General features: G+C 41.9%; 18 protein-coding genes and 1 pseudogene. 6 read left to right on the top strand and 13 right to left on the bottom strand.

What is annotated here, in order from left to right:
• Positions 1 to 82: 82 nt before the first annotated feature.
• Positions 83 to 4309 (top strand): annotated as a pseudogene (locus H3T75_RS06330) (hypothetical protein).
• Between the two features lie 26 nt (positions 4310 to 4335).
• Here the strand turns inward: H3T75_RS06330 and H3T75_RS06335 are convergent.
• From H3T75_RS06335 to H3T75_RS06390, 12 genes are all read right to left on the bottom strand, one after another.
• Positions 4336 to 5202, bottom strand: a complete 867-nt coding sequence (locus tag H3T75_RS06335) for a permease (protein WP_198211322.1) — start codon at positions 5200 to 5202, stop codon at positions 4336 to 4338.
• A 303-nt stretch (positions 5203 to 5505) separates the two neighbouring features.
• Complete coding sequence (locus tag H3T75_RS06340; RefSeq protein ID WP_198211323.1) at positions 5506 to 6006, bottom strand: hypothetical protein; 501 nt, start codon at positions 6004 to 6006, stop codon at positions 5506 to 5508.
• 736 nt (positions 6007 to 6742) lie between these two features.
• A complete protein-coding gene (locus H3T75_RS06345) occupies positions 6743 to 7621 on the bottom strand; it encodes a hypothetical protein (protein ID WP_198211324.1) in 879 nt (292 codons plus the stop codon).
• 532 nt (positions 7622 to 8153) lie between these two features.
• The gene (locus H3T75_RS06350; RefSeq protein ID WP_198211325.1) at positions 8154 to 9392 is read right to left on the bottom strand and encodes a sugar transferase; all 1239 of its coding nucleotides are present in this window, start codon (positions 9390 to 9392) and stop codon (positions 8154 to 8156) included.
• Between the two features lie 9 nt (positions 9393 to 9401).
• Positions 9402 to 10223: a glycosyltransferase gene (locus H3T75_RS06355; RefSeq protein WP_198211326.1), complete on the bottom strand. Its 822-nt coding sequence runs from the start codon at positions 10221 to 10223 to the stop codon at positions 9402 to 9404.
• A gap of 149 nt (positions 10224 to 10372) precedes the next feature.
• Complete coding sequence (locus H3T75_RS06360) at positions 10373 to 11458, bottom strand: stealth family protein (RefSeq protein ID WP_198211327.1); 1086 nt, start codon at positions 11456 to 11458, stop codon at positions 10373 to 10375.
• Positions 11455 to 12210 carry a glycosyltransferase family 32 protein gene (locus H3T75_RS06365; protein ID WP_198211328.1) on the bottom strand — a complete coding sequence of 252 codons (756 nt, stop codon included), beginning with the start codon at positions 12208 to 12210 and terminating at the stop codon, positions 11455 to 11457. The genes H3T75_RS06360 and H3T75_RS06365 overlap by 4 nt, the downstream gene beginning before the upstream one ends.
• Positions 12207 to 13682, bottom strand: coding sequence for a lipopolysaccharide biosynthesis protein (locus H3T75_RS06370; protein ID WP_198211329.1), 1476 nt, complete (start codon positions 13680 to 13682; stop codon positions 12207 to 12209). Before H3T75_RS06370 ends, H3T75_RS06365 begins: the two co-directional genes overlap by 4 nt.
• Positions 13683 to 13708: 26 nt before the next feature.
• Complete coding sequence (locus tag H3T75_RS06375) at positions 13709 to 14518, bottom strand: hypothetical protein (protein ID WP_198211330.1); 810 nt, start codon at positions 14516 to 14518, stop codon at positions 13709 to 13711.
• Entirely contained in the window at positions 14515 to 16242 is a 1728-nt protein-coding gene (locus H3T75_RS06380; RefSeq protein WP_198211331.1) for a biotin--[acetyl-CoA-carboxylase] ligase, read from the bottom strand. Before H3T75_RS06380 ends, H3T75_RS06375 begins: the two co-directional genes overlap by 4 nt.
• Before the next feature lie 162 nt (positions 16243 to 16404).
• On the bottom strand, positions 16405 to 17484 hold the full coding sequence (gene apbC, locus H3T75_RS06385; RefSeq protein ID WP_198211332.1) for an iron-sulfur cluster carrier protein ApbC: 1080 nt from the start codon (positions 17482 to 17484) through the stop codon (positions 16405 to 16407).
• A gap of 87 nt (positions 17485 to 17571) precedes the next feature.
• Positions 17572 to 18096 carry a hypothetical protein gene (locus H3T75_RS06390; RefSeq protein WP_198211333.1) on the bottom strand — a complete coding sequence of 175 codons (525 nt, stop codon included), beginning with the start codon at positions 18094 to 18096 and terminating at the stop codon, positions 17572 to 17574.
• 670 nt (positions 18097 to 18766) lie between these two features.
• Between H3T75_RS06390 and H3T75_RS06395 the strand changes: the two genes are divergently transcribed.
• The 4 genes from H3T75_RS06395 to bfr (H3T75_RS06410) all read left to right on the top strand — a co-directional run bounded on the left by H3T75_RS06395 (position 18767) and on the right by bfr (H3T75_RS06410) (position 23211).
• Positions 18767 to 20167, top strand: a complete 1401-nt coding sequence (locus tag H3T75_RS06395) for an OmpP1/FadL family transporter (protein WP_198211334.1) — start codon at positions 18767 to 18769, stop codon at positions 20165 to 20167.
• Between the two features lie 187 nt (positions 20168 to 20354).
• Positions 20355 to 21248, top strand: a complete 894-nt coding sequence (locus H3T75_RS06400) for an SDR family oxidoreductase (protein ID WP_041880285.1) — start codon at positions 20355 to 20357, stop codon at positions 21246 to 21248.
• Between the two features lie 1014 nt (positions 21249 to 22262).
• On the top strand, positions 22263 to 22727 hold the full coding sequence (gene bfr, locus H3T75_RS06405) for a bacterioferritin (RefSeq protein WP_025331758.1): 465 nt from the start codon (positions 22263 to 22265) through the stop codon (positions 22725 to 22727).
• Positions 22728 to 22737: 10 nt separating this feature from the next.
• Positions 22738 to 23211, top strand: coding sequence for a bacterioferritin (gene bfr, locus H3T75_RS06410; protein WP_041880283.1), 474 nt, complete (start codon positions 22738 to 22740; stop codon positions 23209 to 23211).
• 70 nt (positions 23212 to 23281) lie between these two features.
• Here the strand turns inward: bfr (H3T75_RS06410) and cysG are convergent, their stop codons facing one another.
• Entirely contained in the window at positions 23282 to 24694 is a 1413-nt protein-coding gene (gene cysG / locus H3T75_RS06415) for a siroheme synthase CysG (RefSeq protein ID WP_198211393.1), read from the bottom strand.
• Positions 24695 to 24947: 253 nt separating this feature from the next.
• Between cysG and H3T75_RS06420 the strand changes: the two genes are divergently transcribed.
• Positions 24948 to 25676 carry a phosphoadenylyl-sulfate reductase gene (locus tag H3T75_RS06420; protein WP_198211394.1) on the top strand — a complete coding sequence of 243 codons (729 nt, stop codon included), beginning with the start codon at positions 24948 to 24950 and terminating at the stop codon, positions 25674 to 25676.
• Positions 25677 to 25723: the final 47 nt, after the last annotated feature.

Consider the following 25723-nt stretch of genomic DNA (forward strand, 5'->3'; position numbering starts at 1 on the left):
AAAAATAATCTTTTAGTATATTGATTTTCAGTATTAAATTGTTAAAATGTAAATTAATGTATAACTGTATAAATAATTCAATATGTCTGACGTTAAGTATAAATTATGGTGTAAAAAGATATATGGATGGTTGTCCAAGGCTAAATATAAAAATAAAAGTAATGAGTCAAAGTCATCGTCAGAACAAAATGAAGAAGCAGAATATAAATATCAAAAATTAACACCCTACACCGAGGTTGATTTAAAGGAAAGTAAAAGAGCTTTTGATTATGTTTTTCAACATGACGATGTTAGAAATATTGCAATTTCAGGCGCATATGGTTCAGGTAAAAGCAGCCTGATTGAATCATATAAAAAGTATCTTCAAACTACAAATACGAATAGAAAGCCGGGTAGAAAATTTCTGCACATATCACTGGCTCATTTTCGTACAGAAAATAATCATTTATCTGAAGTTCTGAACAAAGAAGCAAATTCCAAAAATGAAAATAATGAATTATCAATCCTCGAAGCTAAAATTCTGAATCAGCTGATTCATCAGATTTCGGCAGAACAAATACCACAAAGCAATTTTGCTGTTAAAAGAATTACTAGTAAAAGAGATTTATTGGCAATTACAGTAAGCAGTATTATTTTCTTGCTCTTTATGCTGGATATTATATTTTCTGCAACATGGAAAGAATTTGTTTTGTCCTTGGAGTATAGTGGCTTAAAAGATTTATTACTTGGGTTGACTACTAAGATATTTCTTTTGAGCAGTGCTATCTGGAGTATGGGTCTGTTTGCAATATTTCTTTACTATATTATTAAAATTCAGAAGTATAAAAATATATTCAGAAAACTGAAATTTCAGGGCAATGAAATAGAAATTGTTACAGAGTCCAGTGATTCTTTTTTTGATAAATATTTAAATGAGGTTGTTTATCTTTTTGCTAATGCTGATGTAGATGTAATTGTCTTTGAGGATATTGACCGGTTTGATAATGTGCGTATTTTTGAACGATTACAGGAAATCAATAAGCTAACGAATAATCAATTAAAATAGTATCAAAAAAAGGAAACAAAAATATTAAGGTTTTTCTATTTGTTACGTGATGATATATTTTGCACCAAAGACAGAACAAAATTTTTTGATTTCATTATTCCAGTAGTTCCTGTAGTTGATGGTTCAAATTCCTATGATCAACTAATAACAATTTTAAAAATCTATATAGATGGAAATAAAATAGAAAATGGTTTTTTAGAAGGAATATCGTTATATATTGATGATATGAGATTGCTAAAAAACATCTGTAATGAATTTCATTTGTATTATTCAAATATAAATAATAATGATAAACTTGAACTCAATGCTAATAAAATGTTTGCGATAATTGTCTATAAAAATTTATTTCCTTTAGATTTTACATTATTGCAGATGAATCAGGGGTTTGTATTTTATATATTTAATAATAAACCAATTTATATTAAGAATGAAAAGGATAAATTATCAGCAAATATAGATGATTGTGATTTAGAGATTAAAAATATTGAGGAAAATCATCATAAATCTATAGAAGGAATAAAAGAAAAATATGAAGTGCAACGAAATGAATATAGAAACAGATATAACTCAGACGTCCATGAAGTGATTTTAAATCATCAGCAACGATTTGAATTTGATTGTTGTCAATCAGAATATAAAAAAAACATAGAATTAATAAACAAAGAAAAAGAAAATATTCAGAAAGAAATCTCGCAGCTACCAAATAAAAAATTAAAATATATCCTTAATAAGACAAATATTGACCAAATTTTTGATGAATATCCGAGTAATTCTAATAATATAGAAAAGAATGAAAAAGCTTTAGAAATAAAAAATAGTCCATACTTTTCTTTAATAAAATATTTAATTCGCAATGGCTATATTGATGAAACTTATGCTGATTATATGACTTATTTTTATCCTAATAGTTTAACTATAGCTGATAAAATTTATTTGCGTAGTATTATGGATGAAATCAAGAAAGAGTATGAATATAAACTGAATAATCCTGAATTGGTTATTGGGAAACTTCAGCATCAGATAGATTATTTTTCAAAGCCAGAGATATTGAATGTTGATTTAGTTAATTATCTATTAACTGAATCAGAAAACTATGCAGAAAAATTAAAAGCTATCTTATGTCAATTCTCGGTGGTAGAAAATATAAAATTTATTAATGTATTCTGGCCTGTATCAAGCGAAGAAAATTTACAAAAATTTGTAAATTTATTAAGTGAATATTCACCAAATTTTTTTAAGATTGCATTATTTAGTCAATTAGTTCCTAGTTATATACTCTATGATTTGTCTTTAAAGATTTTATATTGCTTACCTCAGGATGTTATTAAAAAAATTAATGAATATGATAATTGTCTCAGTAATTATATTGCCAATAGCACTGATTATTTAAATATAGCAGCACCTGATGTAGAACAATTAGTAAAACAATTTAAATTTCTTGATATTAAATTTACAGAAATCAATTATGAAACTGCAAATAAAGATTTGTTCAATGAAGTTTATGATAACTCGTTATACGAGCTGAATTTTGCTAATATTAAATTGATGTTATCTACACAATATTCTATTGTAGATGAGCAGGATATTATTCATGGTAATTATACTTGTGTTCAAAATAAACCTGATTCTCCATTGGCAGATTATATTGCCCAAAATATAGATGTTTACCTGCATCTGATATTGGCCAATTGTAAACAGAAAATATCTGATAACGAAACTAAAGTGCTGTATTTGTTAAATCATGACGATATTTCTCAGGAGCATAAGCTGGAGTATATAAAATATTTACAAACCCCTATTATCAGCTTAGATAAGGTTGAGAATACTGAGTTATGGCAAAAATTATTGTGTCCGGGTAAACTTGCTTATAACGAAGAAAATATTCTTTGTTATTTCCAGCATATAAAAGAAACGGATGAATCGGTAGATGAATATCTGATTGAATTTATTAATAATAATGAAAAAAAATTAGATTTTAAAGGAGTTTCTAATGACGAATACAAAAATGTAAAAAGTGAATTTTTTGATGTAATAATCATTAATCAAAAAATAACTAATTATAAATACAAAGAAATATTATCGACTTTAGGTGTTGATTATGGGAGATTTGATATTGAAAATATAGATATAAATAAGTTTAAAATTTTAGTCGATAATAAAATAATTTGTTTAAACTTTGATAAATATAAAAAAGTAAGTAGATCTACTCTGGATTTTATTAAATTGAATTATGATAATGAAGCGATTTTATATTTTATCCAAAAAAATCTCATAGATTATCTTGATTTAATAGAAGAAGATAATGAATTATTTGACTATGAAGAAGCATTAAGCCTGATTAATAAACCAGTTGATGACGATAGTGCTATCAGGTTACTGAAATGTACTGATAACCCGGTATCTATTTGTGAGCAAAATTTTTCACCGGCAGTAATGGTATATGTTCTGGAGTATAATTTTGATACTAATGATTTAACTGGGCTGATTAATAATTATCAGAGTTATGAAGCTGATATTCAGAATCTTATTGTCAAACAGGTAAATAATAATATTGATTTTGTTTCAATTGAGAGAAGCCCGCAGGCATTGAAATTTATAAGAGCTCATTGCGATGGAGAAATCGCTTTAAAATATCTACAGACACATATTGCAGACTATCTTAATTTAATATCTGAAGAAACCGAATTGTTTAATTTTGGGGAAGCACTGCAGCTTCTTGAATTAGAACTTAGTGATGATGATGCAATTAACTTGTTGAACTATACTAACAAACCAGTTTCGGTTATTAAATATTCTTTTTCATCTAAGATAATGGCATATGTACTGGAGCATAACTTTAATAAAGATGATTTAGTGAATCTAATCAAAGACTATGATAAACATGATGAAGATATTCAGAGTTTTATCGTAGAACAGTCAATTAAAAATTGTGAATTGATTGTAATAAAACAAAAAACAGATATTGCAGATAATTTTTTGAATAAATTGCTTATTTCTGAAAAGCTAGGAGAGAATAAAAAAATTGATTTATTTATTCAGGCTTTACCCTATAAATATATGCATGTATCAGAGCGAAGGCAGGCATTAAAGAGTATGCAATTAGGCGAATTTAATAAAATATGGAATCGTGGTGCGCCAAAGATTAAATGTTGTGAAGATTATAGTCGTCTGTTGTTAGCACTAAAAGAACAAGGTTTAATACAGGATTTCTGTGTAGATAATAAACAAGAGAAATATTATCGAATTACTAAAAGAAATGGCTGAAAGTATGTTGGTTGAACAATTTCAAACTAGTTAGTTAATTTTATTGCCATAATACCTGTAGCATAGATGCCGATAGCTATAATGCTGATACAAGTACCACAGGAAATGGGTTTAACGGAGTAACCGGTACCCAGATAGTGGGTTTCAAGAACAATGATATTGGCTGCCGGAGGAAGCAGGCAAAATAAGTAAAGTGCGGCAATATTTTCCAGAATAAGGTTCTGCCGGCACAGACAGGCAAGGCCAAGCAGGGCGGAGAGGATGCAGAAATAAGCCGCAGCTTTTTTCAGGAAGGTCTGAATGGTGTTTCTGATGTCGGTCAGTGTAATTCTGCTTTTAGCCAGCCACATACCAAGAATAGCCATGCCAAGAAAGCTCATCAGAAATTTGGCGAGGGAATAAATTATATCCAGCTCGCGGATTTGTTTACCCAGTGGTAACAGTAAGCAGCCAATAATAAGGGCAATGACGGGAGGCATCTGAATCAGTTTTCTGATATTGAACCGGATGCCGGTAAGCAGCCATGCCCCAAGAGAGTTACCGACAATAGAACTGCCGATATAGGCAGATATAAATATTGCTGCAGCCTGATTACCAAAGAGCGAGGCTGCTACGGGAAGACCGAGCCAGCCAATATTCAGATAGCTGAAACACAGGGTGCTTACCGGATTGATCCGGAGAAATTTACCGGTAAGCAGCATTATGCTCATAACGACAATAGTGGTAATTAATACCGCGCCCATATTGCTGAAATTGGTCGCTATATTATAGATAATTACGACAGGGATAATAAATTTTGTCAGTAGCAGAGACAAAACAGGTTTTGTATCCCGGGTTAATTTGCCGGCGATCAGACCACAGAGCAGGTAAATTAAGGGTAAAAACAGGGTCATGCCGGCTCCCTGAGTATTGTATCGGTTTGTGATAGTTCATTGTAGCTTATCTTTTTTCAGATCATTAGTCATCTGCATTTATTCAATAAGATATTTATAAACTTGCAACACGTTTAATTATTTTTTATCGGTGTACTCAGATAAGTATTAGTATTTGAGTTTTATAAAAGAATTAAACATAAGTAGTTTAAATAAATTATTGGTTAAATTAATTTATATCTATCTTATTTAGATTCACAAATGCTAATTCAAGATTATTAAGTATAAGTACTATTGTATTAGTGTTCGCCTATACTTTTTCGATCACTTTAAATAGTGGTCACTATATGTTTGTATGTCTTGAATAACCTTTTTCTGTATTCGCTTATCCCAAGTTTTTAATATAGTGATAAAAGCTTTGCTCTGTTCTAATTCTTCTTGATGAGACTTATTTAAAAGATATATAGCAGCATTTTTTTTCAAGTGTTTTCCATAAATGTCTAAAAAACTATTGATATTATCTGTTAATTCTTCTAATTCCTCTTTCGTCGGAGTACTTTTCCACTGTTTCAATATATCATCCGTTTTTCTTCCATCTAATTGATATTCATCTTTTTTTTCATACTCTTCTAAAGAGATTCCTTGGTAGCCTATAAATTTACTTGGTCCAAATATCCATTGACCAGATTCACTTTTAAAGGCAAACCATTTTGAAAATTGTCCTAAAGTAGCAACTAATTTATTTTTTTTATTTTTTTTATTTAATTCTGACTGAAATTTTTCAATATTTTCAATAGCCTGAAGTTTATTTTTTACTAACAGCATTGATAACTCCTTGTAAAATTTTATCACACTTGCATAAATAAAATAATGTATGTATTAAAAAAATATATCTGTTTACTTAAATTTGAATATATTAAAAATAAATAATTTATTTTTAATATATTCAAAAATTTTTTAGAATATCTACAAATTTTTTTAATGTTTTCTGTGTTCTTCTTTCATTTAATTGATATTAATCTTTCTTCTTTACACGTGTAAGAGGATATCTTGGTGGCCTATGAGTTTACTTGATCCTAATTTAGACTGTCCACGCTCACTTTCATACACGTATCCATGTACAAGATACTCTAAACTTTTAATTAGTCTATTTTGTTTTTTATTTTTACTTTAGGAAATAAATAATTTTTTTAACATGAGTGCCTCCTATAAAAATTAATTTCTAAAAATTTATTCAATTACTTCATGAAATACATGTATTACATGAAGTATATTTTTAAAATGATAAGTTGTCAACAAATTCTAGGATTTTTAAATTAATAATTTCATAGCGAAGTAATACTGTAAATGAATTTCATGGTTAAATAATTATTTACTCGAATAAAATTCATTACCTTGATCTATATTAATATTGTTAAATCAGTAATTTAAGTTGGAATATATTCTCTGTGTCTGAAATAATATCGGGATTAGGCATAGCTGAATTCAGTTTTTGCTTTTTTTGTGCCTCTAATATGCTCTTCTCCCTAAGATAACTAATAGGTTGTACCACTATCAAAAACTAGGTCTTACCAATCTGTTTGCCTAGCAGTTTGCCTTCCCGACTTACCCGCCAGCTATTCAGTATATTGATAATATCGCTCTCCATTTCCTGCCATTGCGGCAGGTAAACACGGTTATAAACAATAAGGATTTTTATATGCCAATAATCATTATAAAACATTTGATTACAAATATTTATATGCTGAGTGAATTGACAGTCAATATAGGTTTTAATATTGCCAGCCTGATCTTTTTTAATCATTCTATCTTTGGTAAGGGTATCCGATTTCCATGGTTCGCCGGTTTCCGGATCAATACCATTATTTGCTCGATATACGGTTAGGTCATATAGCGGTTGTTCCTGCTGGATATAATCAATATTTGAAATTTCTTTTGATACTCTGAAGTCATCCTGAACCGTGAAATTAAAATTCAACGGTTCTGCATCATCATATTCGCCATAGATAATGACATCGGCCCAAGGGAAAGGCTTGCCATACGGGATTAAGGTTTCATTATCGTGGCGATAATCCTCTTCTGTTTTCCGGAAAGAGGTATAGACATCGCCATCGGTAATGCGATACAGAAAGCCAAATGATTCAATTGGTAAATCATAGGTTTTAGGTGGCCGCTGGTATCTGGCTTTGATTTTCGGATCAGCAAAATCGCCCGGATCGCCCATATAGCGTGCCCAGCCATCAATCACTCCTGCAGGAATGCTGATAGAGTAAGTACCGAGTTTGCCAATAGTATCGGCGCGGCCACGGCTATCACGGTTATAGAACAGAGGTGCTTGCTGTGCTGGTTGTTCGCTCACATAATAGTCACAGCCGGCAAACAGCAGCACCTGCCACAGCAGCACCCCGATAAGCACAATCTTTTTATATCCAGACTTCATAAGCAGCCCTTTTTCTTTATTTTATAAAGATAAATTAACATGTTATTTACATTCAGGGAATGGCTGAATGTTGTTTGGTGTTTAAATTTTCTGTTATTTGATAATTGTTAATGACTAAATAAGGTTTGTGAAATAATTATATTGTCAGGGTATGTTATATATGGGGGAATAAATATTTATATATGAATAATATTGCGTTTTGATAATTGGTTTTGCATAGATTTGGTTGCGGCATGTTATGCGCTAATTGCTATAGATTGATGTTGGATTCGGCAATGGATGTGATTATTATTTTTGGATACGTGTATATGGATGCGCAGTGCAGGCAGATTTTGATTGGTATGTAATTAAAGGAATTGAATAGATTATAGAAAATGGCGGAAAACAGAAGTTTAAGCGATGTTATGAGTATTACTGCTTGGCTGTTTTGATGTTCATGGTTTGCTTTTTGTTGGATTTATGGGTTTCTGTTTGTGTATTGCAACGCTACCGGTAAGATTTTACTGGTAGCGTTTTGTATGAGATGGCTGGGTTAGCGTGCGCCGAAGCCGGTGAGCATGGTTTTGAGGGTTTTGAAGAATATGAGTATATCAAGTGAGAAGGAAAAATGTTTGATGTAGTAAAAATCATGTTCGATTTTTATCTGGGTTTGTTCGGTGTCGGCAGCGTAGCCCTGAGTAACCTGCGCCCAGCCGGAAATTCCGGGTTTGACAATGTGGCGGTAGTCATAAAAGGGAATTTCCTGAATAAACTGGTCGACAAATACTTTTTGCTCGGGGCGGGGACCAATCAGGCTCATGTCACCTTTCAGGATGTTCCAGAACTGCGGCAGCTCGTCGATGCGGGTTTTGCGGATGATGTGTCCGATACGGGTGACGCGGGCATCCCCAAGTTGCGCCATGCGGGCACCGTTTTTCTCTGAATCGCTGCACATGCTGCGAAATTTATAAATACAGAATTCTTTGCCGCTGCGTCCTACACGGTTTTGCCGGAACAGGATGTTACCCGGGCTTTCAAGTTTGATGGCAATGGCAGTAATAAGCATTACCGGCAGGGTAACAGGGGCAGATAGCAGGATAAGAACGATGTCGAATACGCGTTTAATTAATACATAGGTTGGTGAAGGCAGTAAAGAACCAAGATCATTTTCATATAGGTGATGAATTTTAACCCGTCCGGTAAGAAATTCTTCTACCTGACGAATATTGTAGACAGGCATGCCATTGAGGGTTTGCCGAGCAAGAAATTTCTGCCAGTGGTTGTCGAGCTCAGGTTCGTGCAGGTCGGCAACAATGCCGTTAATAACAGAGGTCTCAGGCAGGCAGGGGCAGGTTAATTTTATCCAGTTGACATTGGGAAGCTGGTCGGCGTTGCTGGCACGTCCGTAGGGCAGGTATGCGTAGGTTGTTATGAATTTGTTGCGGTAATAGATATAAGAAATACACAGAAACAGGGACAGACAGCCTGCCATGAATAAAAACCATACGGTATAGGGCAGGTTAAAGAATTTGGCCGTCATCCACATGCCGAAAAACCAGAAGAAAGCATGCGGCAGAGCAATCACTGCGGATTTTCTGCCAGGAAAGTTGCTGAATACGGATAAAGATTTGGTTGTCAGAATATGGGCAATACCGGCAAGAATTATGCTGGTGATGAAAGCAGCACGTCCCTGAGCAAAGCCTTTAATAGGCTCCATGATGGCCAGTGGCAGTAGCATTACCAGCAGGGTTCCGAAGAAAAGACGGCTTTTATAGGACAGTAAACTTCGCATAATTGTTTTTTATTTGTTCAGGCGCAAATGTTGGTAGAGGTTGCCCAGCAGGCTGGTGGGCAGCAGACGGCTGCTGCCGCGCAGGGCAAAACAGCTTAGTGCCGGCAGCAATGGCTGGCTTTTGAGGCGGTGTTTAAGACGCAGCAGCTGCCATTCGCTGCGAAGGTAGCGCAGCCCGCGCCGGCGGGCATGCATGTTGTGACCGGCACGGGCATACACGAGGGTTTCCGGCAGGTTTGCTGCCTGATAGCCGGCCGCCAGCAGGCGCAGCCACAGGTTGTAATCTTCCATCCATTGGTGATGCTGATAGCCGCCTACTGCCTGTACCGCACTTTTGCGGTAGGCCACAGCCATGTGATTAATCGGGTTGCGCCATTGAGCATAATGGCGGATGGCAGTGTCTGTAAGAGGTACCTGCCTGACTGTGCCGCTTAGTTCCGGGGTTGTGCTGAATTCGGCTATCTGCCCGCTGAACAGGGCGATATCGGGGTTTTCCAGGATATATGCCCACTGGTATTCAAACCGTCCGGGTGCGCAGATGTCGTCAGTATCCATGCGCATGATCCATTCATGCCGGCAGTGTTCCAGTCCGGCATTAAGGGCATGTCCGAGACCGACGTGTTGCGGCAGGGGGACGATTTTCAGAGGCAGCCGGGTCTGATAGCTGTTCAGTACGCTATGCAGTTCAGTACCTACGGCACCATCCAGTACCATGATGATTTCGTCGGCCTGTATGCTCTGCGTACACAGGCTTTCCAGACAGGCGCTGAGCCAGTCGGGATGTTCCTGTGCATATAAGGAAAGCAGAACGGAAAAAGGGCGCGTTTTCATGGTTGTGGCAGTGATGGATGCCTATGCTAATAGTTTGTCAAGATTTGTTTATTATATCGCAACAATGCAGGCAGGTGCCTCTCAGATGACGACGGGTGCAGGTTTATGCTGTTACATCAAAGATAGTTGCTGTTTTTTTACATTTATATCTATTTATACTGTGATGATGGCTGCTGGCTGTTTTGTTCAAATGAGGCCGGATCGGGCAGGTAGTGCTCGTAAAATGCACTTTGAGCAGCGTGCAGTTGTGCCAGTTCGGTACTGTTGTTGCTGGTGCAGGTATCGTTGAGACAGACAAAACGGATTTCCGGGTGGTGATGCAGATAATGGATAGCGTTATTCAGTTCGGTGATGTTGCTGATGTTGCGCACGAAGCCGTCGTTGTGTTTTTGGGGTACGAATGCACCGCTGGCCAGTTGCCAGTAGCGATTAAGGTAGATGGTGAGGTCGTTACCGGCGCGGAAGCGGTTTGCGGTGCTGGCAAGTATTTCCGGTTCGAAGTGCCGATAAACCTGTTGCAGGGTACTGCGGGTGTAAGGCTGGGGCAGATGCCAGTGAGCAAACCAGAAATAATGGCGGTAAAGGTATTTGAGCAGGAAATTGCTGAATTTTTCACGCAAACTGTAGCTATGAGCAAATAATTGCTGATTTTTCAGTGAGGCCGGCTGATACAGGCGGTTAATCAGGGCAATATTGTTATTCAGTGCATCTACCCAGCTGTTGCGGCCGCGCAGACGGCGAAACAGGCTGCCACGCTTTAGCCAGCCATGACAGAGAAAGTCTACCGGCAGCCCGTGCTGAAACAGCCGCTCACGCGGGACAGGACGCAAAATGACGGTGTCGTCGTTAAGATAAACAAATTGTTCACTCAGGCCTTTAAGGTTAACTAGATTCATTTCGATAGCTGAGGAATTGAATACTGGCAGATTCTGCGGGCGGATAAACAGTTGCCGGTGGCTGACAATTTCTATTTTCGGATGACTGGTTTTCAGCCATGGCGGCTGCTGATCGGCGGTTATCAGGTAAATTTTGTGATACCACGGGCAGTTTTTTTCAATGGAGCGCAGTACATAACGCAGGGTGCCGAAATCCTGATAACGGTTATTACTGGTCGCGTCACTGTGTCCCTGATGCTGTGGCTGATAGTGGTTTTTTGCAGCCAGCCAGTCCGGATCGCTGTTGTCTACCCATGGCAGAACAAAATCAACCGGGGTATTGTCAGTACTGGTGTTCATCGGTTTTTCCGTTTGAGCAGCGCTATCAGTTTCTGACTGTTACGGGCGCCAAGTGTAGTACGCAGAGTATTCAGGATTCTGCGTTTGAGTCGGTTGACGCCTTTACTGTCATTAAGCCATGTACCGTCGTAGTGATGAATGCAGACAGTATTAGCAGTACGGTTCAGTTCATGGGTATAGGCATTTTTGGCCATGAAGTAATCACTTGGATAAACGCAGACATAGCCGGGAATTTCCTGCTGCTGATCGTTAAGGATAATTCCATGCTTTTGGTATATTTGTTTAAATAACTGGTTGATGGTAATAAGCTGCTGCGGGTTGAATTCAAGATTCTGATACTGTTGCCAGATATCCTGCATAAGAATGCTGCCGGCTTCACAGCCCATTACGCCGGCCTGAGGGTTACAGGTAAGCTCGCGGGTATAGGGATTCATGCCCTGTTCGAAACCGGTGAAGCAGTGATGGTGCAGAAACGGGTCGAATGAGGCAATCATCTGTACATCGGTATCCAGATAGATGCCGCCATGCTGATAAAGTGCCTGAATACGGCAGACATCGGCTACAAAGGCATATTTTCCAGCAGCATAGGCTGAACGGGTGTAAGCGTTAGCCTGATAGTCAAAATTGTGTTCGTTCCACAGCTGAATCTGGTAATCGGGCAGAAACTGGCGCCAGCTGGCAATATATTGTTGGGTGACGGCAGGCAGTGGCTGAGGTCCGAACCAGCAATAGTGAATCAGTTTGGGTATCATTGGGCAGGCCGGCGATAAATCAGAATTAACAGGATGCCAAAGGGTATGGTGGTGCTCAGACCGGTAATAAAGCCAAGTTTAATCCAATCGATAAAGGTATGTACACTGATGCTGTTTACCGGATGCCAGCCAATAGTGAGGATGATGGCGATGGTAGCAAAAACTGTCAGCCACAGCAGATAGGCACGGGTGCAGGGCAGGGACAGAATGTGTTTGCTGGTGTAATGCACCATTTCACTGCTGCGGTAAAGAAATGATATCAGTGCTGCAAGCAAAATGCCGGCACTGCCCCATATCTGTATAAAGCATACTGAGCAGGTAATGTTCAGAGCAGCTTCGATCAGTGCCTGTGGTTTGGTGTCTTTGTAGCGACCGGCTGCCATGATCATGGTCATACTCGGAATACGGCTGTTTTCAATAATGCCCACCAGTAAAAACAGGGCAGCCAGCACGGGCTGATGGTAGTTGGCATCGGTCATATTACGGGTATAAAGCTGAATAAAGGGCGTCAGCAACAGGCCGGTGCATGTATAAACCCAGCCCAGAAAGCACATAAAGAGACGATTATAGCGGCAGAAATTCTGACGGGTACGCTGGATATCTGTGGTAAGGCTATGACCGAAAATAGCCTGCATGCCTTGTGACAGTGATTGCAAGGCCATTTTGATGGCGCCGAAAATCAACGCATAAACGGCGTAGATGCTGGCGTCTTTCAGGGACAGGAAAAAAGTAATCAGTACCAGCGGTGAGCTGAATATCAGCAGACCGGTTAGCTGATGGGTTAGGGCATCCCATGTTTGTTGCAGCTTATACGCGTTATGTTTGTCGTAATGCTGGTTCAGATTGTGATAGTGGTGTTTTACATAGTGACGGTACAACAGAAATTTACTCGCCTGTATCAGGGTAGAGATAAACTGAACAGTCAGAATACTATAGCCGTTACGAATCAGCCAGTAGCATACGACGATGTTAACGAAGATGCTGCCTGCCTGAATGGCGGAGATGATATAGGTTTTCTGGTCGGCAGTAAGTAAGGCACGGTAGCTGCCGAAAAAGAAAAAATCCAGAATATTCACGGCACCCATTATCAGTACCATGTAAAAGGTAAGGCTGGCACTGATTTCGGTGTGGGTAAGCCAGGCAAACAGGATAGCCAGTATCAGTAATGCGACGGCAAACAGCCAGCCGGAGATGCGGTAAAAGTGATGGGCGGCTGCGAGAATGCGGTTACGCAGCTGGTTATCCTGTGCAGTCAGCGCCTGATAAAGGGCTACGACGGCAGCTGCACCGATGCCAGCCTCCAGTAAAGTCAGGCAGGCAATAAACTGTTTGATAGAGGCCAGCATACCGTTGGTTGCTGAACCATAGGTTACAACAATTAACGGCGGCAGGATGAATCCGCCCAGTGCAGTTATCAGTTGCAGCAGCAGATTAGCGGATATGTTTTTCAGGATAACTGCACGGGTACTCATGAATATTTAAGCGGATAGGTGCCGGCTTAATGACATTTACCACTACGCTGCATCCGGCCGTAACGACCGGTAATGGCGTTGATGTCCTGCATAGCTGAGTTGTCTACACCACTGAATACAACGCGCATTTTGGCAATGCTGGTAGCGGAACCGCCGGATGACTGGCTGTCACTGTCGCTGCTACCGCCCAATGTGGTGATAAAGGCGTCACTGAATCCCTGCATTTTGGCTCGCGCCATCAGGCCTTCTGCATCTTCACGGCGGTTAAATACGCCAAGGCTGACTTTACCCTGATTAACACCGTAGTCAAATCCCTGTTCCTGCAGACGGGCACGTATACTGCTGTCATTACCGGAAGAGAGGGCAACCATGTAGCGGGTAGGAGCAGCTGTCTGACGGGTTTTGGCCGGAGCGCTGACCTGTTCTATAAAGCGGCTGGTGGTAAACGGCCAGTGAGTAAGCAGGCCTTTGATACGATGAAAATCGTCTTCCGGCAGGGTAACAGTGGCAGTACAGGTATTGGCCGGAGCAGCAGGCTGTTTGTCAGTGTTGTCGGAAGCATTAGTAGTAGCGGCAGTAGTTGTTTTGGGCGCAGCAGTGGTTTCTGTTTTGCTGGCAGCTTTAGCCGCTGTTGTATTGCTGCTGGCAACAGTTTCAGTTTCTGTTGCCTGCCGTACACTGATATCCGGACTGGCTGGTGCAATAGCTTCTGTTTCAGGGCTGGCGGCACTGGCTGCAGCAGGTGCACCAGAATTACTATGTACCAGTTTCCCTGCTATCATGCTGCCAAAAACAATGATATTGAGTGCTACCAAAATTGCAAACAGCCATTTCATGCGTATTCAACCCAGTTTAGTAAACCGTAAATCACTAAATTATCCACAATTTCAATGCGGTTGTCTAAGACAAATGTATTAGGGAGTGCCTGAGCCACTTTATTGGCACCACCGCCGGTAATAATAATGTCGACAGGTTTGCCGGCACCGATTTTCTGTTGCAGGCGCGCATGCATCAGCACAATAGCCCCGCAGACTGCGTCCATAATGCCGCTGGCCATGGCATTCGGAGTGGTGGTGGCAAAAGCGTATGGTTTGCCCAGCGGCCGGTTAAGGTTAGCAGTGCGCCGCGATAATGCCTCTTTCATTAAATAAAAACCCGGCAGGATACTGCCACCAAGATAATGGTTGGTGTCGGTAAGGGCATCTACTGTGACAGCTGTACCACAGCTGACTACAACACAGGCCTGACGGCTGTAGCGCCGGCTGCCGATGAGATTAAACCAGCGGTCGGCACCATGTTCGGCCGGATTGCGGTAATGATTACAGATACCGAGTGCTTCCGGCATGGAAGGCAGCCACTGTACTGGCAGTGGCAGAATACCAGCGATTTGCTGCTGGCGGGCTTCTCCACAGACAGCACAGCCGATAATGCGCTGTACGCCGGCCCCTTGTCTGGTCCAGTCCTGTATCAGGGGCTTCAGGTCGTAGTAGGCTGCTTTGCCATAACCCAGTATGCAGCCGTTTTCTACCCATGCCCATTTGAGTTTGCTGTTGCCGGCATCTAGCAACAGATAGCGTTTTCTGTTATTGGCTTGTACCTGATTCTGTGCAGTCCCCGGGCGCAGGCTGATTTCACCGGTGACGAAACTGCGTTCTCCGTCGGCAGTTTGCAGCAATAAAGCCCCCGATGCTGCAATCCCGTTAACGGTACCTTCGGCAATGGTCTTGCCGTTGGCCAAGAGATGGACTATTTGTCCCTGATCCCGATGCAGCTGGTTGTAATCATTAAGAAACGGATCTAGCCCGGTCTGGTCAAACAGAGGCAGATATTGTGCCAGTTTGGCCAGAACACCCTGAAAAATCTGTGTTACCTGTGCATGTGGCAGAAGAGACAGAATAGCTGCGGCTGTGCCTACCTGATCGGGCAGACTGAAATTGATGCCGATACCGATAACAGCAGTGGTCTGATTCTGTTGCGCTATGGTTTCAATCAGGATGCCGCCAAGTTTGTTTTTATCCAGCATCAGATCATTCGGCCATTTAATTTGTGCCGCTACACCGAGCTCGCGTAAAGTTTGTGCGACAGCCAGCGCTACTACCAGCGCCAGACCGCCAAGTTCTGCCTGAGGCCGCTTAAATGACCAGCTCAGGCTGAACATAAGGCAGTCACCGATGCGGTTTTGCCATGATTTGCCCTGACGTCCGCGCCCGGCAGTCTGCTCATAAGCCAGACAGATTTGCGGCGCTGTATTTACCGGTGCATAGCGCAATTGCTCCAGCAGGACGCTGTTGGTCGATGTGGTCTGCTCCAGCAGCTGCGGATTAAACCCGTACTGACGGGCACTGGTATTGAAGATGTGTTCCGGTATTAATGCCAGAGTTTTAGTTAGCTGCCAGACACCATTACGCTGACGCAGCAGATTCTGGATATGGGCAGGCATATCCTGCCATGCTGCATTGAGCTGCGGTATTTTTTTATTCAGAATGCCTGCTAGTGTCTGGACTTCATGTGCCAGACCATCGGCAAGCAAGGCCAGTAACGGCCAAAACGGTGTGTTCATAAAATGGCATCACCAAGGGTGTCATTGGTTACAACAGGTTAAATTCAATTTGCTGTGTCTGACGGCTGCGCCGGATGCAGACAGGCTGTTAAAACGGCCGTGCAGTCACAACCGTTGTGAATATTATCGCATGGTTCGGTAAATGTATTTGGCTGTGCAGGTTTATTCGACCACAATTTTGGGGAAACGCCGGCTATAGTCTTTACCCTGATCTGCCAGTGCCTGCACCAGCTGCCATGCAGCCTGTTCATACAAGCCGGCTATTTGCGGCTGCTGCTCTGCCAGTATGCCGGCGGTACCGTTATCCATGGCCTCACGTACAGCCATTGTTAACGGTAGCTGACCCAGCAGGGGAACACCGAGTTTATCAGCAAGCTGTTTACCGCCATTCTGTCCGAAAATAGATTCGGTATGGCCGCAGTTAGAGCAGATATGCATCGACATGTTTTCAAGTACGCCAAAAATGGGAATATTGACTTTCTGGAACATATTGACTGCTTTACGCGCATCAATCAGTGCAATATCCTGCGGTGTGGTCACTACAACCGCACCGGTAACCGGAATTTTCTGTGCCAGTGTCAGCTGGATATCGCCTGTACCGGGGGGTAAGTCGATAATCAGATAATCGACATCATCCCACTGGCTCTGAAACAGAAGCTGCTGTAAAGCCTGACTAACCATCGGGCCGCGCCAGATAACTGCCTGATCAGTATCAACCAGAAAACCAACGGACATCACCTGAATTTCACCGGCAGCTATGACCGGAATCAGTTTATCTTGATGCTGACGCGGTTCAAGGCCGGCGACACCGAGCATGGTAGGCTGGCTGGGGCCGTAAATATCAGCATCAAGGACGCCGACACGGGCACCCATGCGGCTCAGGGCAATTGCCAGATTAGCACTGGTAGTCGATTTGCCCACACCGCCTTTACCTGAGGCAACCGCAATAATATTTTTGACGCCGGCAATGGTTTGCACACCGGGCTGTACTTTATGTTTACCTATCGCCAGTTGTACCTGAACAAATAATGGTGTGTCACCGAATTCAGTGGTAATGGCCTGATCAATACGCTGTTGCAGTTCGTCAATCAGATGGGCAACCGGATAGGGAAAAGTAAGATCCAGATGAATGCCGTCACTGGCGACGGTAACATTACTCAGGGCTTTTTCACTGCCCAGTGTACGGTTACTGTTCGGAATGGATATTGTGTTAAGTAAGGCGGTAATGGATTGTGTGTTCATGCAAATTAAGTCCGCAACTGTATTTCCGGCGCATATTTTACCCTATTTGGTCTGCAGCCAGTATTTGCTTAAGACGGTAGTGAATAATCAGGTTGGTGGCTGGGTGTTTTCAGATTCAGCAGAGCTGCCGGAGTCAGCTTTGCTGTGCTGCTGCCGGCTGCGGATCCAGAGTAAACGCAGACACAGAGGGGCAGGATAAAGTAACAGTATGGAAACGATGAGGTAATACAGATTATGCCAGTCTATAACCAGCTGTCCGTGTGCAAGTGACCATAATGCCCATGACCATTGCCACCATGCAGGTAAACTAAACGCCAGTACAATCAGCAGCGCAGCTGTTCTGAGCAATGTCAGCGGCCATATCTGCTGTTGCTGTACTGCGCGGTTTAACTGTAGCAGTGTACGAAAAGCCAGGCTGAGAATGAATACCATACCGCCGTTGGCGATTACCTGTAACCAGCTAAAGGCAATGTCTGGTGATACCGGTAAACTGTTGCGTGGTACTGGCGTCTGTTCCATTGAAATACTGGCAACAATATTCAGTATGAAACTGTAAATCAGATCCAGCCATAACAGTAATAGTGGCCAGGTACGTTTCAAACGTTGAAACATTGTTATGCAGCCGTGGAAATCAATAATACGACAGTGTAACCACTGGCACTGGTCACTGTAAATGGCTGGTAGCCGGATATTTTTGCTAATAAATGCTGAAACTGCTATATAAAAAATAATTAATAATTGCAAAATCGGGCAAATATTGATGGCGGAATAATGATGCGCTAGTGTGAGGCACTGCGAAATGCCCGGTATTCATTTTCAGGTAATCATTAGTTATCTGTTTATCTGTGGTTTGCTTACCAGCCAGAAATAATGGTCAGTCATGTATAAGCAAACTGAACATGATATCGGGCAAATATGTTTCAAATTCATTCTGAATAATACAATTTTGTTGTTATTTAATTTATTATGCATTTAGTTCTCTTGTTTGTCTGACCGGTTTTAATCTGTGCATATCTCTGATATCGGTAATATTATATCTTTGAAAAATAATAATTTTTATTTGCATTTTTTATGCAATTTGAATGAAAATTACTTGTATTCAATTATAAAAAATTTAATCTATTTGAATAATTGTAAAGATTATCTATCAGCATTATTTATCTTTTTAAGTTAGAATAAACACTCAAATTTTGCTAATTTGAAATTTTACTGAATATTTTTATTTATTTTCTGACCTTTAATTAAGGTCTTTTTTTATTTTATGCGTTTGAGAAAAAACACAATGACAAGACATTTGCCAGTTGTGATGAAAATAAGTGCGGTGTTAATCAGTACTGCGGTAGTTGTTTCTCCTGTATATGCTTCAGGATATCATTTGGGATTACAGTCGGTAACAGCTGTTGGAACCGGTAATGCAGCTGCTGCTGAAGCGGCCGATGCGGCAACAATTGTCAATAATCCTGCCGGATTGACGTATCTGGATGGCACCCAGCTTGATACTAATCTGTTTGTGATTAAGCCCGATATTAAATACAGTAATGCCAGTGGGACATTTTCAGACGGTGCGGCTGTACAGGGACCTGAGCATGGCAATATTGCCAATACTGCGCAATTGGTGCCGCAGCTGTATTTTTCCCATCGCCTGAACGACAGATGGGGTATGGGACTTGGGGTATATATTCCGTATGCGGCCAGAACCAATGACAGTTCTGATTCGGTATTGCGCTATAACGTAAATAAAACCAACGTAAAGGCATTGAATATTAATCCGGCTGTTGCCTATAAAATTAATGACAGACATTCACTGGGTGTGGGGCTGATTGCGCAATACCTGCATGCAGAAGTACAGAAATATGCGGATTTTACGCCGGTAGGCAGTGCACAGTCGGGAATACCGCAATCTGTATTACATCAGAAAGCTCCGGGCGCATTTGATGCACGCGCAACAGTCAAGGGTAATGACTGGGGCTATGGTTTTAATGCCGGCTGGTTATGGGACATTAATGATGATGTCCGGGTAGGTGTGAGCTATCGTTCGAAGATTAATCAGCATTTGCACGGTACTGCGCGCTGGAAACCTATGGGCAAATTTGCAGAAAACTATGCTCCGCTGTTTGAGCAGTTTGGCTTTAAGGCTCTGGAAGGTGCACAGGTACAGATTACTACGCCGGAAGTAGTATCTGTACACGGTATGTGGAAGGTCAATCCGCAGTGGAATGTTTTCAGTAATGTGAGCTGGACGCGTTCTTCACGTCTGCATGCTCTGGATATTAAATTTGAGAATGATAAGGCAATTGATCCGGTACATGGTGCTACTTCGAATACCACTCATATTGCCACAAACTGGCGTGATACTTATGCGGTTGGCGTGGGTGCTTCCTATCAGCAGAATTCGCATTTGCAGTGGCGTTTCGGCGTGAATTATGACCAGTCGCCAGTACGCAGTGCTTCTTCGCGTCTGTCTACTATTCCTGATGGTAACCGCTGGCTGTTTGGTGCCGGATTTAAGTATGATGTGGATAAAAAGAATACGGTAGCGGTATCGTATGCTTATCTGCATATTCAGCATACACATATGAATCAGCAGGATGAAGGAACACATGTATCAAGCAATGTGCGCGGTGAAGCCGATTATCGCTCGAATGCGCATATTGCCGGTGTTTCGTATACTTACCGATTCTGAAATCTGTCCGGATGGCTGCTTGATGTCATTGTTTGATTATTGTTTTTTTAAGCCATTGAGATTAATAAACTTTAACTAGAATATTGACATAAATTACAGATACTTTTCTTTGTTGTGTACTAATCTGTCGTATGATGGTTCAGCTGTTCCATTTTGGATAAAGCATTGTTAAACAAGGAGATGTATTATGAAGCATCAAGAAGGTTTACAAGATCCAAGAACCAAGTACTACCATCAGGATTTTTCTAAACAGCATCAGCCTGCACCGGGCTTGCAGAGCAGAATGGATCCGGTGCCGGATTGCGGTGAAAGAAGCTATGAAGGTCATGGTCGTTTGCACGGCCGTAAAATTCTGGTAACTGGTGCCGATTCAGGTATTGGTCGTGCTGCTGCTATCGCTTATGCACGCGAAGGTGCTGATCTGGCCATTAATTATTTGCCTGCTGAAGAAGAGGATGCCAAACAGGTTGCTGCTCTGGCACAGGAAGCCGGCCGTAAGGTGGTGTGCATACCCGGTGATTTGAGTGACGAGCATTTTTGCAAACAGCTGGTTGAAAAAGCACGTACCGAGCTGGGCGGCCTGGATGGCCTGACTTTAGTGGCTGGTAAACAGACTGCGGTAGAGCGTTTCTGTGATATCAGCACCGAACAGTTGAAAAAGACTTTTGAAGTGAATATTTTTTCCCTGTTCTGGGTGATTCAGACTGCTATGCCGCACTTGCCTGCCGGTGCCACTATTGTGACTACCAGCTCTGTACAGGCATATCAGCCTAGCCCGAATCTGGTCGACTATGCCACTACTAAAGCCGGAATTGTGGCTTTTACTCAGGCGTTGGCCAAACAGGTTGCCGCCAAAGGTATCCGGGTTAATTCTGTGGCTCCGGGTCCAATCTGGACTGCACTGGAAATTACCGGTGGTCAGCCTCCTGAAGCTATTCCGAAATTCGGTCAGAGTGAATCAGTACTTGGTCGTGCCGGACAGCCTGCCGAACTAGCATCTACCTATGTTTTCTTAATGTCTGAAGAATCCAGCTATGTGACAGCACAGGTATACGGAGTAACTGGTGGTATTGTGCTGTAAGCCAGTACTTTAAACCGTAATCTGTATTAATCCGTACTGAAATTTTTTTCCGCTCTGATTGTTTATCAGCCGGAGAACTTAAATTCCGGTACGGATTTTTTGTTACTTACAAACGGATTTTCTGCTTTCTTCTGAGCAGCCAGTATTTATTTGACAGGCTGTAGTCATCATTCTCAAAAGCCATCCGGTATGATTCTTGTATTTTGGTCAGAGGTATTACCCTGTATCTGTAAATAACTACTAATTGACTGTATTTGCATTGTATTAAATAATTGTTTCAATATTGAAGTTCTGGACATTGCCTCTCTTTCAGGCAAACTATTTTATTCTCATAATTTTTGATACTAAGCAGTATTTATTTTATTGGTATATTCTGCTCCGATAATAAATGCGAATAATTATGTTTTACACGGATAACTAACTGATAAAATTATGGGTATGTTGCTGTAAAAATAAAAATAAATAGTGAAAATAAGTTAAATTATATAAATATTTTATAAATTAAATGGCTATTACAGGTAGTTTTCAACAGCTTAATAGATGGTGAGAACTATTATTGTTGTAAAGCTATGTTTTTATTTAATATTTTGTTAAATTGAGAATATTTTATCAAATTATTATGAAAATTAGTCTTATTTAGATTAAAAATAGTTATTTAATTTAATGTTATGATAACCCTAAATGGTTGTATTAATGATTAGGCAGAATTTATTGCTTTATTAATACAATTATTTAGAGGGGAGTCGGGTTGCGGGCTAGTAATAGTCTGCAACCCAAGACAGAAAAGATATTATTTTAGAATATTTTTCCCCATATAAATGACTGCGCGATGTCAGTGCATCGCCTAATCTGCTGATGATACCGGCAACGATAAATTAATAAACAAAATTCTATGAATGGCGTTCAGGCTATGACGGCAAATGAGTCAGGGCGGTTTGTTGACGACTGTTTAGTGATTGAGCATGCCTGTCTGGACGGATTAGCAGAAGAGTTTTGAGCAAAAAGGAAACAGACATGGAAGGCAAAAAAGTTGTACTGGATTGTTTAAACCGGTTACTGGCAGGAGAGCTGGCCGCACGTGACCAGTATTTTGCGCATTCACGCATGTATGAAGATATGGGCTATATGAAGCTTTTTCAGCGTATAGACCATGAGATGCAGGAAGAAACCGATCATGCTCACCAGTTTATTCACCGTATTCTGATGCTCAATGGCAAACCGGAAATGGTACCGGATGCGATTAATGTCGGTACTGATGTGATTAGTATGCTTGAAAATGATCTGGCAACAGAGCTTTGTGTACGCCAGAATCTGAAAGATGCAATTAAGCTGTGTGAGCAGGAACAGGACTATGTCACCCGGCAGTTTCTGGTGACACAGCTGAAAGATACTGAAGAAGACCATGCCCACTGGTTGGAGCAACAGTTACGCCAGATTGAAATAATGGGTTTGCCGAATTATCTGCAAAGCCAGCTGTAAGGAGAAAGATATGCAGGGTGATCGTCTGGCCTTACAGGCATTGAATAAAAATCTGGGTCTGTTGCTGGTATCTATCAATCAGTATTTTTTACATGCACGGATATTACGTAACTGGGGTTTTGCCGAACTGGGTGAGGCATTATACAAACATTCGATTCGCGATATGAAAAGTGCGGATGCACTGATTGAACGTATTCTGCTGCTGGAAGGACTGCCAAATTTACAGGAATACGGCAAAATTCTGGTTGGCGAAAATATCATCGAAATTCTGCAATGTGACCAGCAGGCAGAACAGGCAAAACATGTGGCACTGGCTGATGCCATTGCAGTATGTGAAAACCAGCTGGATTTTGTCTCCCGTGATTTGCTTGAACAGCAAAAAGCGGTAAATGAAGAGTATCTGGACTGGCTGGGAACACAGCTAGACCTGATTGAAGAAGTTGGTCTGGCTAATTATGCCCAGACCGCAGCGCAGGCAGACTGATACTTGCCTGAATGAAAAAACAACACGTTTGCAAACGTGTTGTTTTTTCAGCCGGAGAAATGATTAATTTCTATGCAGCAGCTTCACTGGCAACAGATTGGTTATCCGTCTGGTTAAACCATGCCAGTTGCTCCCGTAACTGTACTACTTCACCGATAACCATCAGAGCTGGTGTATCAGCCTGTTGAGCCAGATCGGCCAGCTGATGCAGTCTGCCGGTTAAGACACTCTGGCTGGACATTGTACCATGAGAGATAATCGCAACCGGTGTATCGGCAGCACGTCCGTGGTTAATGAGTTGTCTGCTGATTTCAGCCGCTTTCAGCGTACCCATGTAAATAACCAGTGTCTGCCGGTTACGGGCGAGTGTCTGCCAGCCATAAGGCTGGTCGGCCAGCTGCTGATGGCCGGTAATAAATAATACACTCTGAGCATAATCACGATGGGTTAGCGGAATACCGGCATAGGCAGTTGCCCCCAGACCGGCACTGATACCCGGAATAATCCGAAACGGAATCTCAGCAGCCTGCAATATGGCACATTCCTCTCCGCCACGACCGAATATAAACGGATCACCGCCTTTCAGACGCACAACGCGTTTTCCCTGCTGCGCCCACTGTACCAGTAATTCATTGGTTTGCTGTTGCTGTACCTGATGGTGTCCGCAACGTTTGCCTACACTGATTTTTAATGCATCACGCCTGACCAGATCCAGTACTTCTGCTGAAACCAGTGCATCATATAACACCACATCTGCTGTCTGTATCGCCTGTAAAGCATGCAGGGTCAGCAGGCCGGCATCGCCCGGACCAGCTCCGACCAGAGTAACTTCGCCCTGTGGCAAAGGCTGATGCTGCGTCAGTTGTTGTTGCAGCAGTGTTTCTGCTGCAGATTCATTACCACGGGCAATATACTGGTTAAAACGGCTGTGTTCAAACAGATATTCCCAGAAACGCCTGCGTTCGCTCATGTTGTGCAGCGTGGCTTTGACTCGTTTGCGCCAGCGTCCGGCTATCGCCGCTGCCCGTCCGATAGAAAAGGGCAGTAATAATTCAATTTGCTGACGAATCAGCCGTGCCAGCACAGGTGCATGACCTCCGCTGCTTACCGCTACCTGTATCGGATTGCGGTCAATCAGTGCCGGTACAATAAATGAGCAGCAATCAGGCTGGTCTACGCTGTTGCAGAAAGTAGCTGCTGCTTCGGCTGCCTGAAAAATACGCCGGTTAAGCGCATGATCGCTGGTTGCGGCAATCACCAGAAAAATACCGTTTAATAAATCAGGGCTGAATTCGGTACTTATATGTTCAGCCTGTTGCCGGTCAAACCATTCTTTAAATCTGGCTGTAGTCTGCTGTGCGACGACCAGCAGATGCGCACCAGCCTCTAATAAAGCACCGGCTTTGCGTTCGGCTACGTGGCCGCCACCCACCAGTAATACCTTACGCTGGTGTAGTTGGGTAAAAATCGGGTAGTGATTCATGCTGACTTGTCGTTGTTGTTTATACGCTATCTTATAAGCGCCGGTGCCCGGATGAAAAAGAAGCATTTTTTCTAACCAAAGCGTTGGCAGTTATATCTGTAACAGCAGCATCAGTGACCGGAAGTTTGGTTATAAAGAAAGAAATTTTTATTCTTTCCTCCATGCCGGCTGCACTTGTTACTATTTGTGCTATTCAGACAGTAATCCGGTTAAACAATTACTGTCATTAATAATTTGTGCATTCAGGATAGTGATAACCATGTTGCGTCCCCGTTTGTGGACTCCTCCGCATGATGCGGCTGCCACCGGCCGCCTGCCGGCTCTGACGACCGAGCTGACAACACGCTTGCAGCAGATTGCACAGAAGCATCACCATGTTAAATTTGCTTCCAGTCTGGCGGTTGAAGACATGGTCATTACTGATGTGATTGCCCGCGAACAGCTGCCTATTGAAGTATTTACGCTTAATACTGGTGCATTGAACAGTGAAACACTGAGCTTGCTCGGGGCAGTGCGTCAGCACTGGGGTATTCATATTGCGGAATACCGGCCAGATGAACACGCTGTTAATGCATATATCGCCACTCACGGCAAACTGGCTTTTTATGACAGTGTTGCACTGAGGCGTGAATGCTGTCATATCCGCAAAATCGAACCGCTTGGTCGTGCTCTGAGTCAGGCTGATGCCTGGATAACCGGACAAAGGCGTGAGCAGTCGGCAACACGTACGGCTCTGGCTCTGGCAGAGCAGGATCAGGTGCACGGCATGGCTAAATATAATCCTCTGGCTGAATGGCTGGAAACTGAAATATGGGCATATGCCCGGCAGCAGCAGTTACCGGTTAATGCCCTTTATCAGCAGGGTTATCCCAGTATCGGCTGTGAGCCCTGTACCCGCCCAGTAAAAGCAGGTGAAGACATTCGTGCCGGACGCTGGTGGTGGGAAAGTCAGGACAGTAAAGAATGTGGTTTACATAAATAAGCTGAAATCAACTCAGGGTTGCAGACAGAATGGTCTGTGCCCGTAAC

Source organism: Snodgrassella sp. W8135, assembly GCF_016101225.1.
Taxonomy (GTDB): Bacteria; Pseudomonadota; Gammaproteobacteria; order Burkholderiales; family Neisseriaceae; genus Snodgrassella; species Snodgrassella alvi.

What these genes read in the sequence shown, in the direction of transcription:
- H3T75_RS06335 (WP_198211322.1), bottom strand. Translation starts at nt 5,202, where the DNA reads ATGACCCTGTTTTTACCCTTAATTTACCTGCTCTGTGGTCTGATCGCC.
- H3T75_RS06340 (WP_198211323.1), bottom strand. Translation starts at nt 6,006, where the DNA reads ATGCTGTTAGTAAAAAATAAACTTCAGGCTATTGAAAATATTGAAAAA.
- H3T75_RS06345 (WP_198211324.1), bottom strand. Translation starts at nt 7,621, where the DNA reads ATGAAGTCTGGATATAAAAAGATTGTGCTTATCGGGGTGCTGCTGTGG.
- H3T75_RS06350 (WP_198211325.1), bottom strand. Translation starts at nt 9,392, where the DNA reads ATGCGAAGTTTACTGTCCTATAAAAGCCGTCTTTTCTTCGGAACCCTG.
- H3T75_RS06355 (WP_198211326.1), bottom strand. Translation starts at nt 10,223, where the DNA reads ATGAAAACGCGCCCTTTTTCCGTTCTGCTTTCCTTATATGCACAGGAA.
- H3T75_RS06360 (WP_198211327.1), bottom strand. Translation starts at nt 11,458, where the DNA reads ATGAACACCAGTACTGACAATACCCCGGTTGATTTTGTTCTGCCATGG.
- H3T75_RS06365 (WP_198211328.1), bottom strand. Translation starts at nt 12,210, where the DNA reads ATGATACCCAAACTGATTCACTATTGCTGGTTCGGACCTCAGCCACTG.
- H3T75_RS06370 (WP_198211329.1), bottom strand. Translation starts at nt 13,682, where the DNA reads ATGAGTACCCGTGCAGTTATCCTGAAAAACATATCCGCTAATCTGCTG.
- H3T75_RS06375 (WP_198211330.1), bottom strand. Translation starts at nt 14,518, where the DNA reads ATGAAATGGCTGTTTGCAATTTTGGTAGCACTCAATATCATTGTTTTT.
- H3T75_RS06380 (WP_198211331.1), bottom strand. Translation starts at nt 16,242, where the DNA reads ATGAACACACCGTTTTGGCCGTTACTGGCCTTGCTTGCCGATGGTCTG.
- apbC (WP_198211332.1), bottom strand. Translation starts at nt 17,484, where the DNA reads ATGAACACACAATCCATTACCGCCTTACTTAACACAATATCCATTCCG.
- H3T75_RS06390 (WP_198211333.1), bottom strand. Translation starts at nt 18,096, where the DNA reads ATGTTTCAACGTTTGAAACGTACCTGGCCACTATTACTGTTATGGCTG.
- H3T75_RS06395 (WP_198211334.1), top strand. Translation starts at nt 18,767, where the DNA reads ATGACAAGACATTTGCCAGTTGTGATGAAAATAAGTGCGGTGTTAATC.
- H3T75_RS06400 (WP_041880285.1), top strand. Translation starts at nt 20,355, where the DNA reads ATGAAGCATCAAGAAGGTTTACAAGATCCAAGAACCAAGTACTACCAT.
- bfr (WP_025331758.1), top strand. Translation starts at nt 22,263, where the DNA reads ATGGAAGGCAAAAAAGTTGTACTGGATTGTTTAAACCGGTTACTGGCA.
- bfr (WP_041880283.1), top strand. Translation starts at nt 22,738, where the DNA reads ATGCAGGGTGATCGTCTGGCCTTACAGGCATTGAATAAAAATCTGGGT.
- cysG (WP_198211393.1), bottom strand. Translation starts at nt 24,694, where the DNA reads ATGAATCACTACCCGATTTTTACCCAACTACACCAGCGTAAGGTATTA.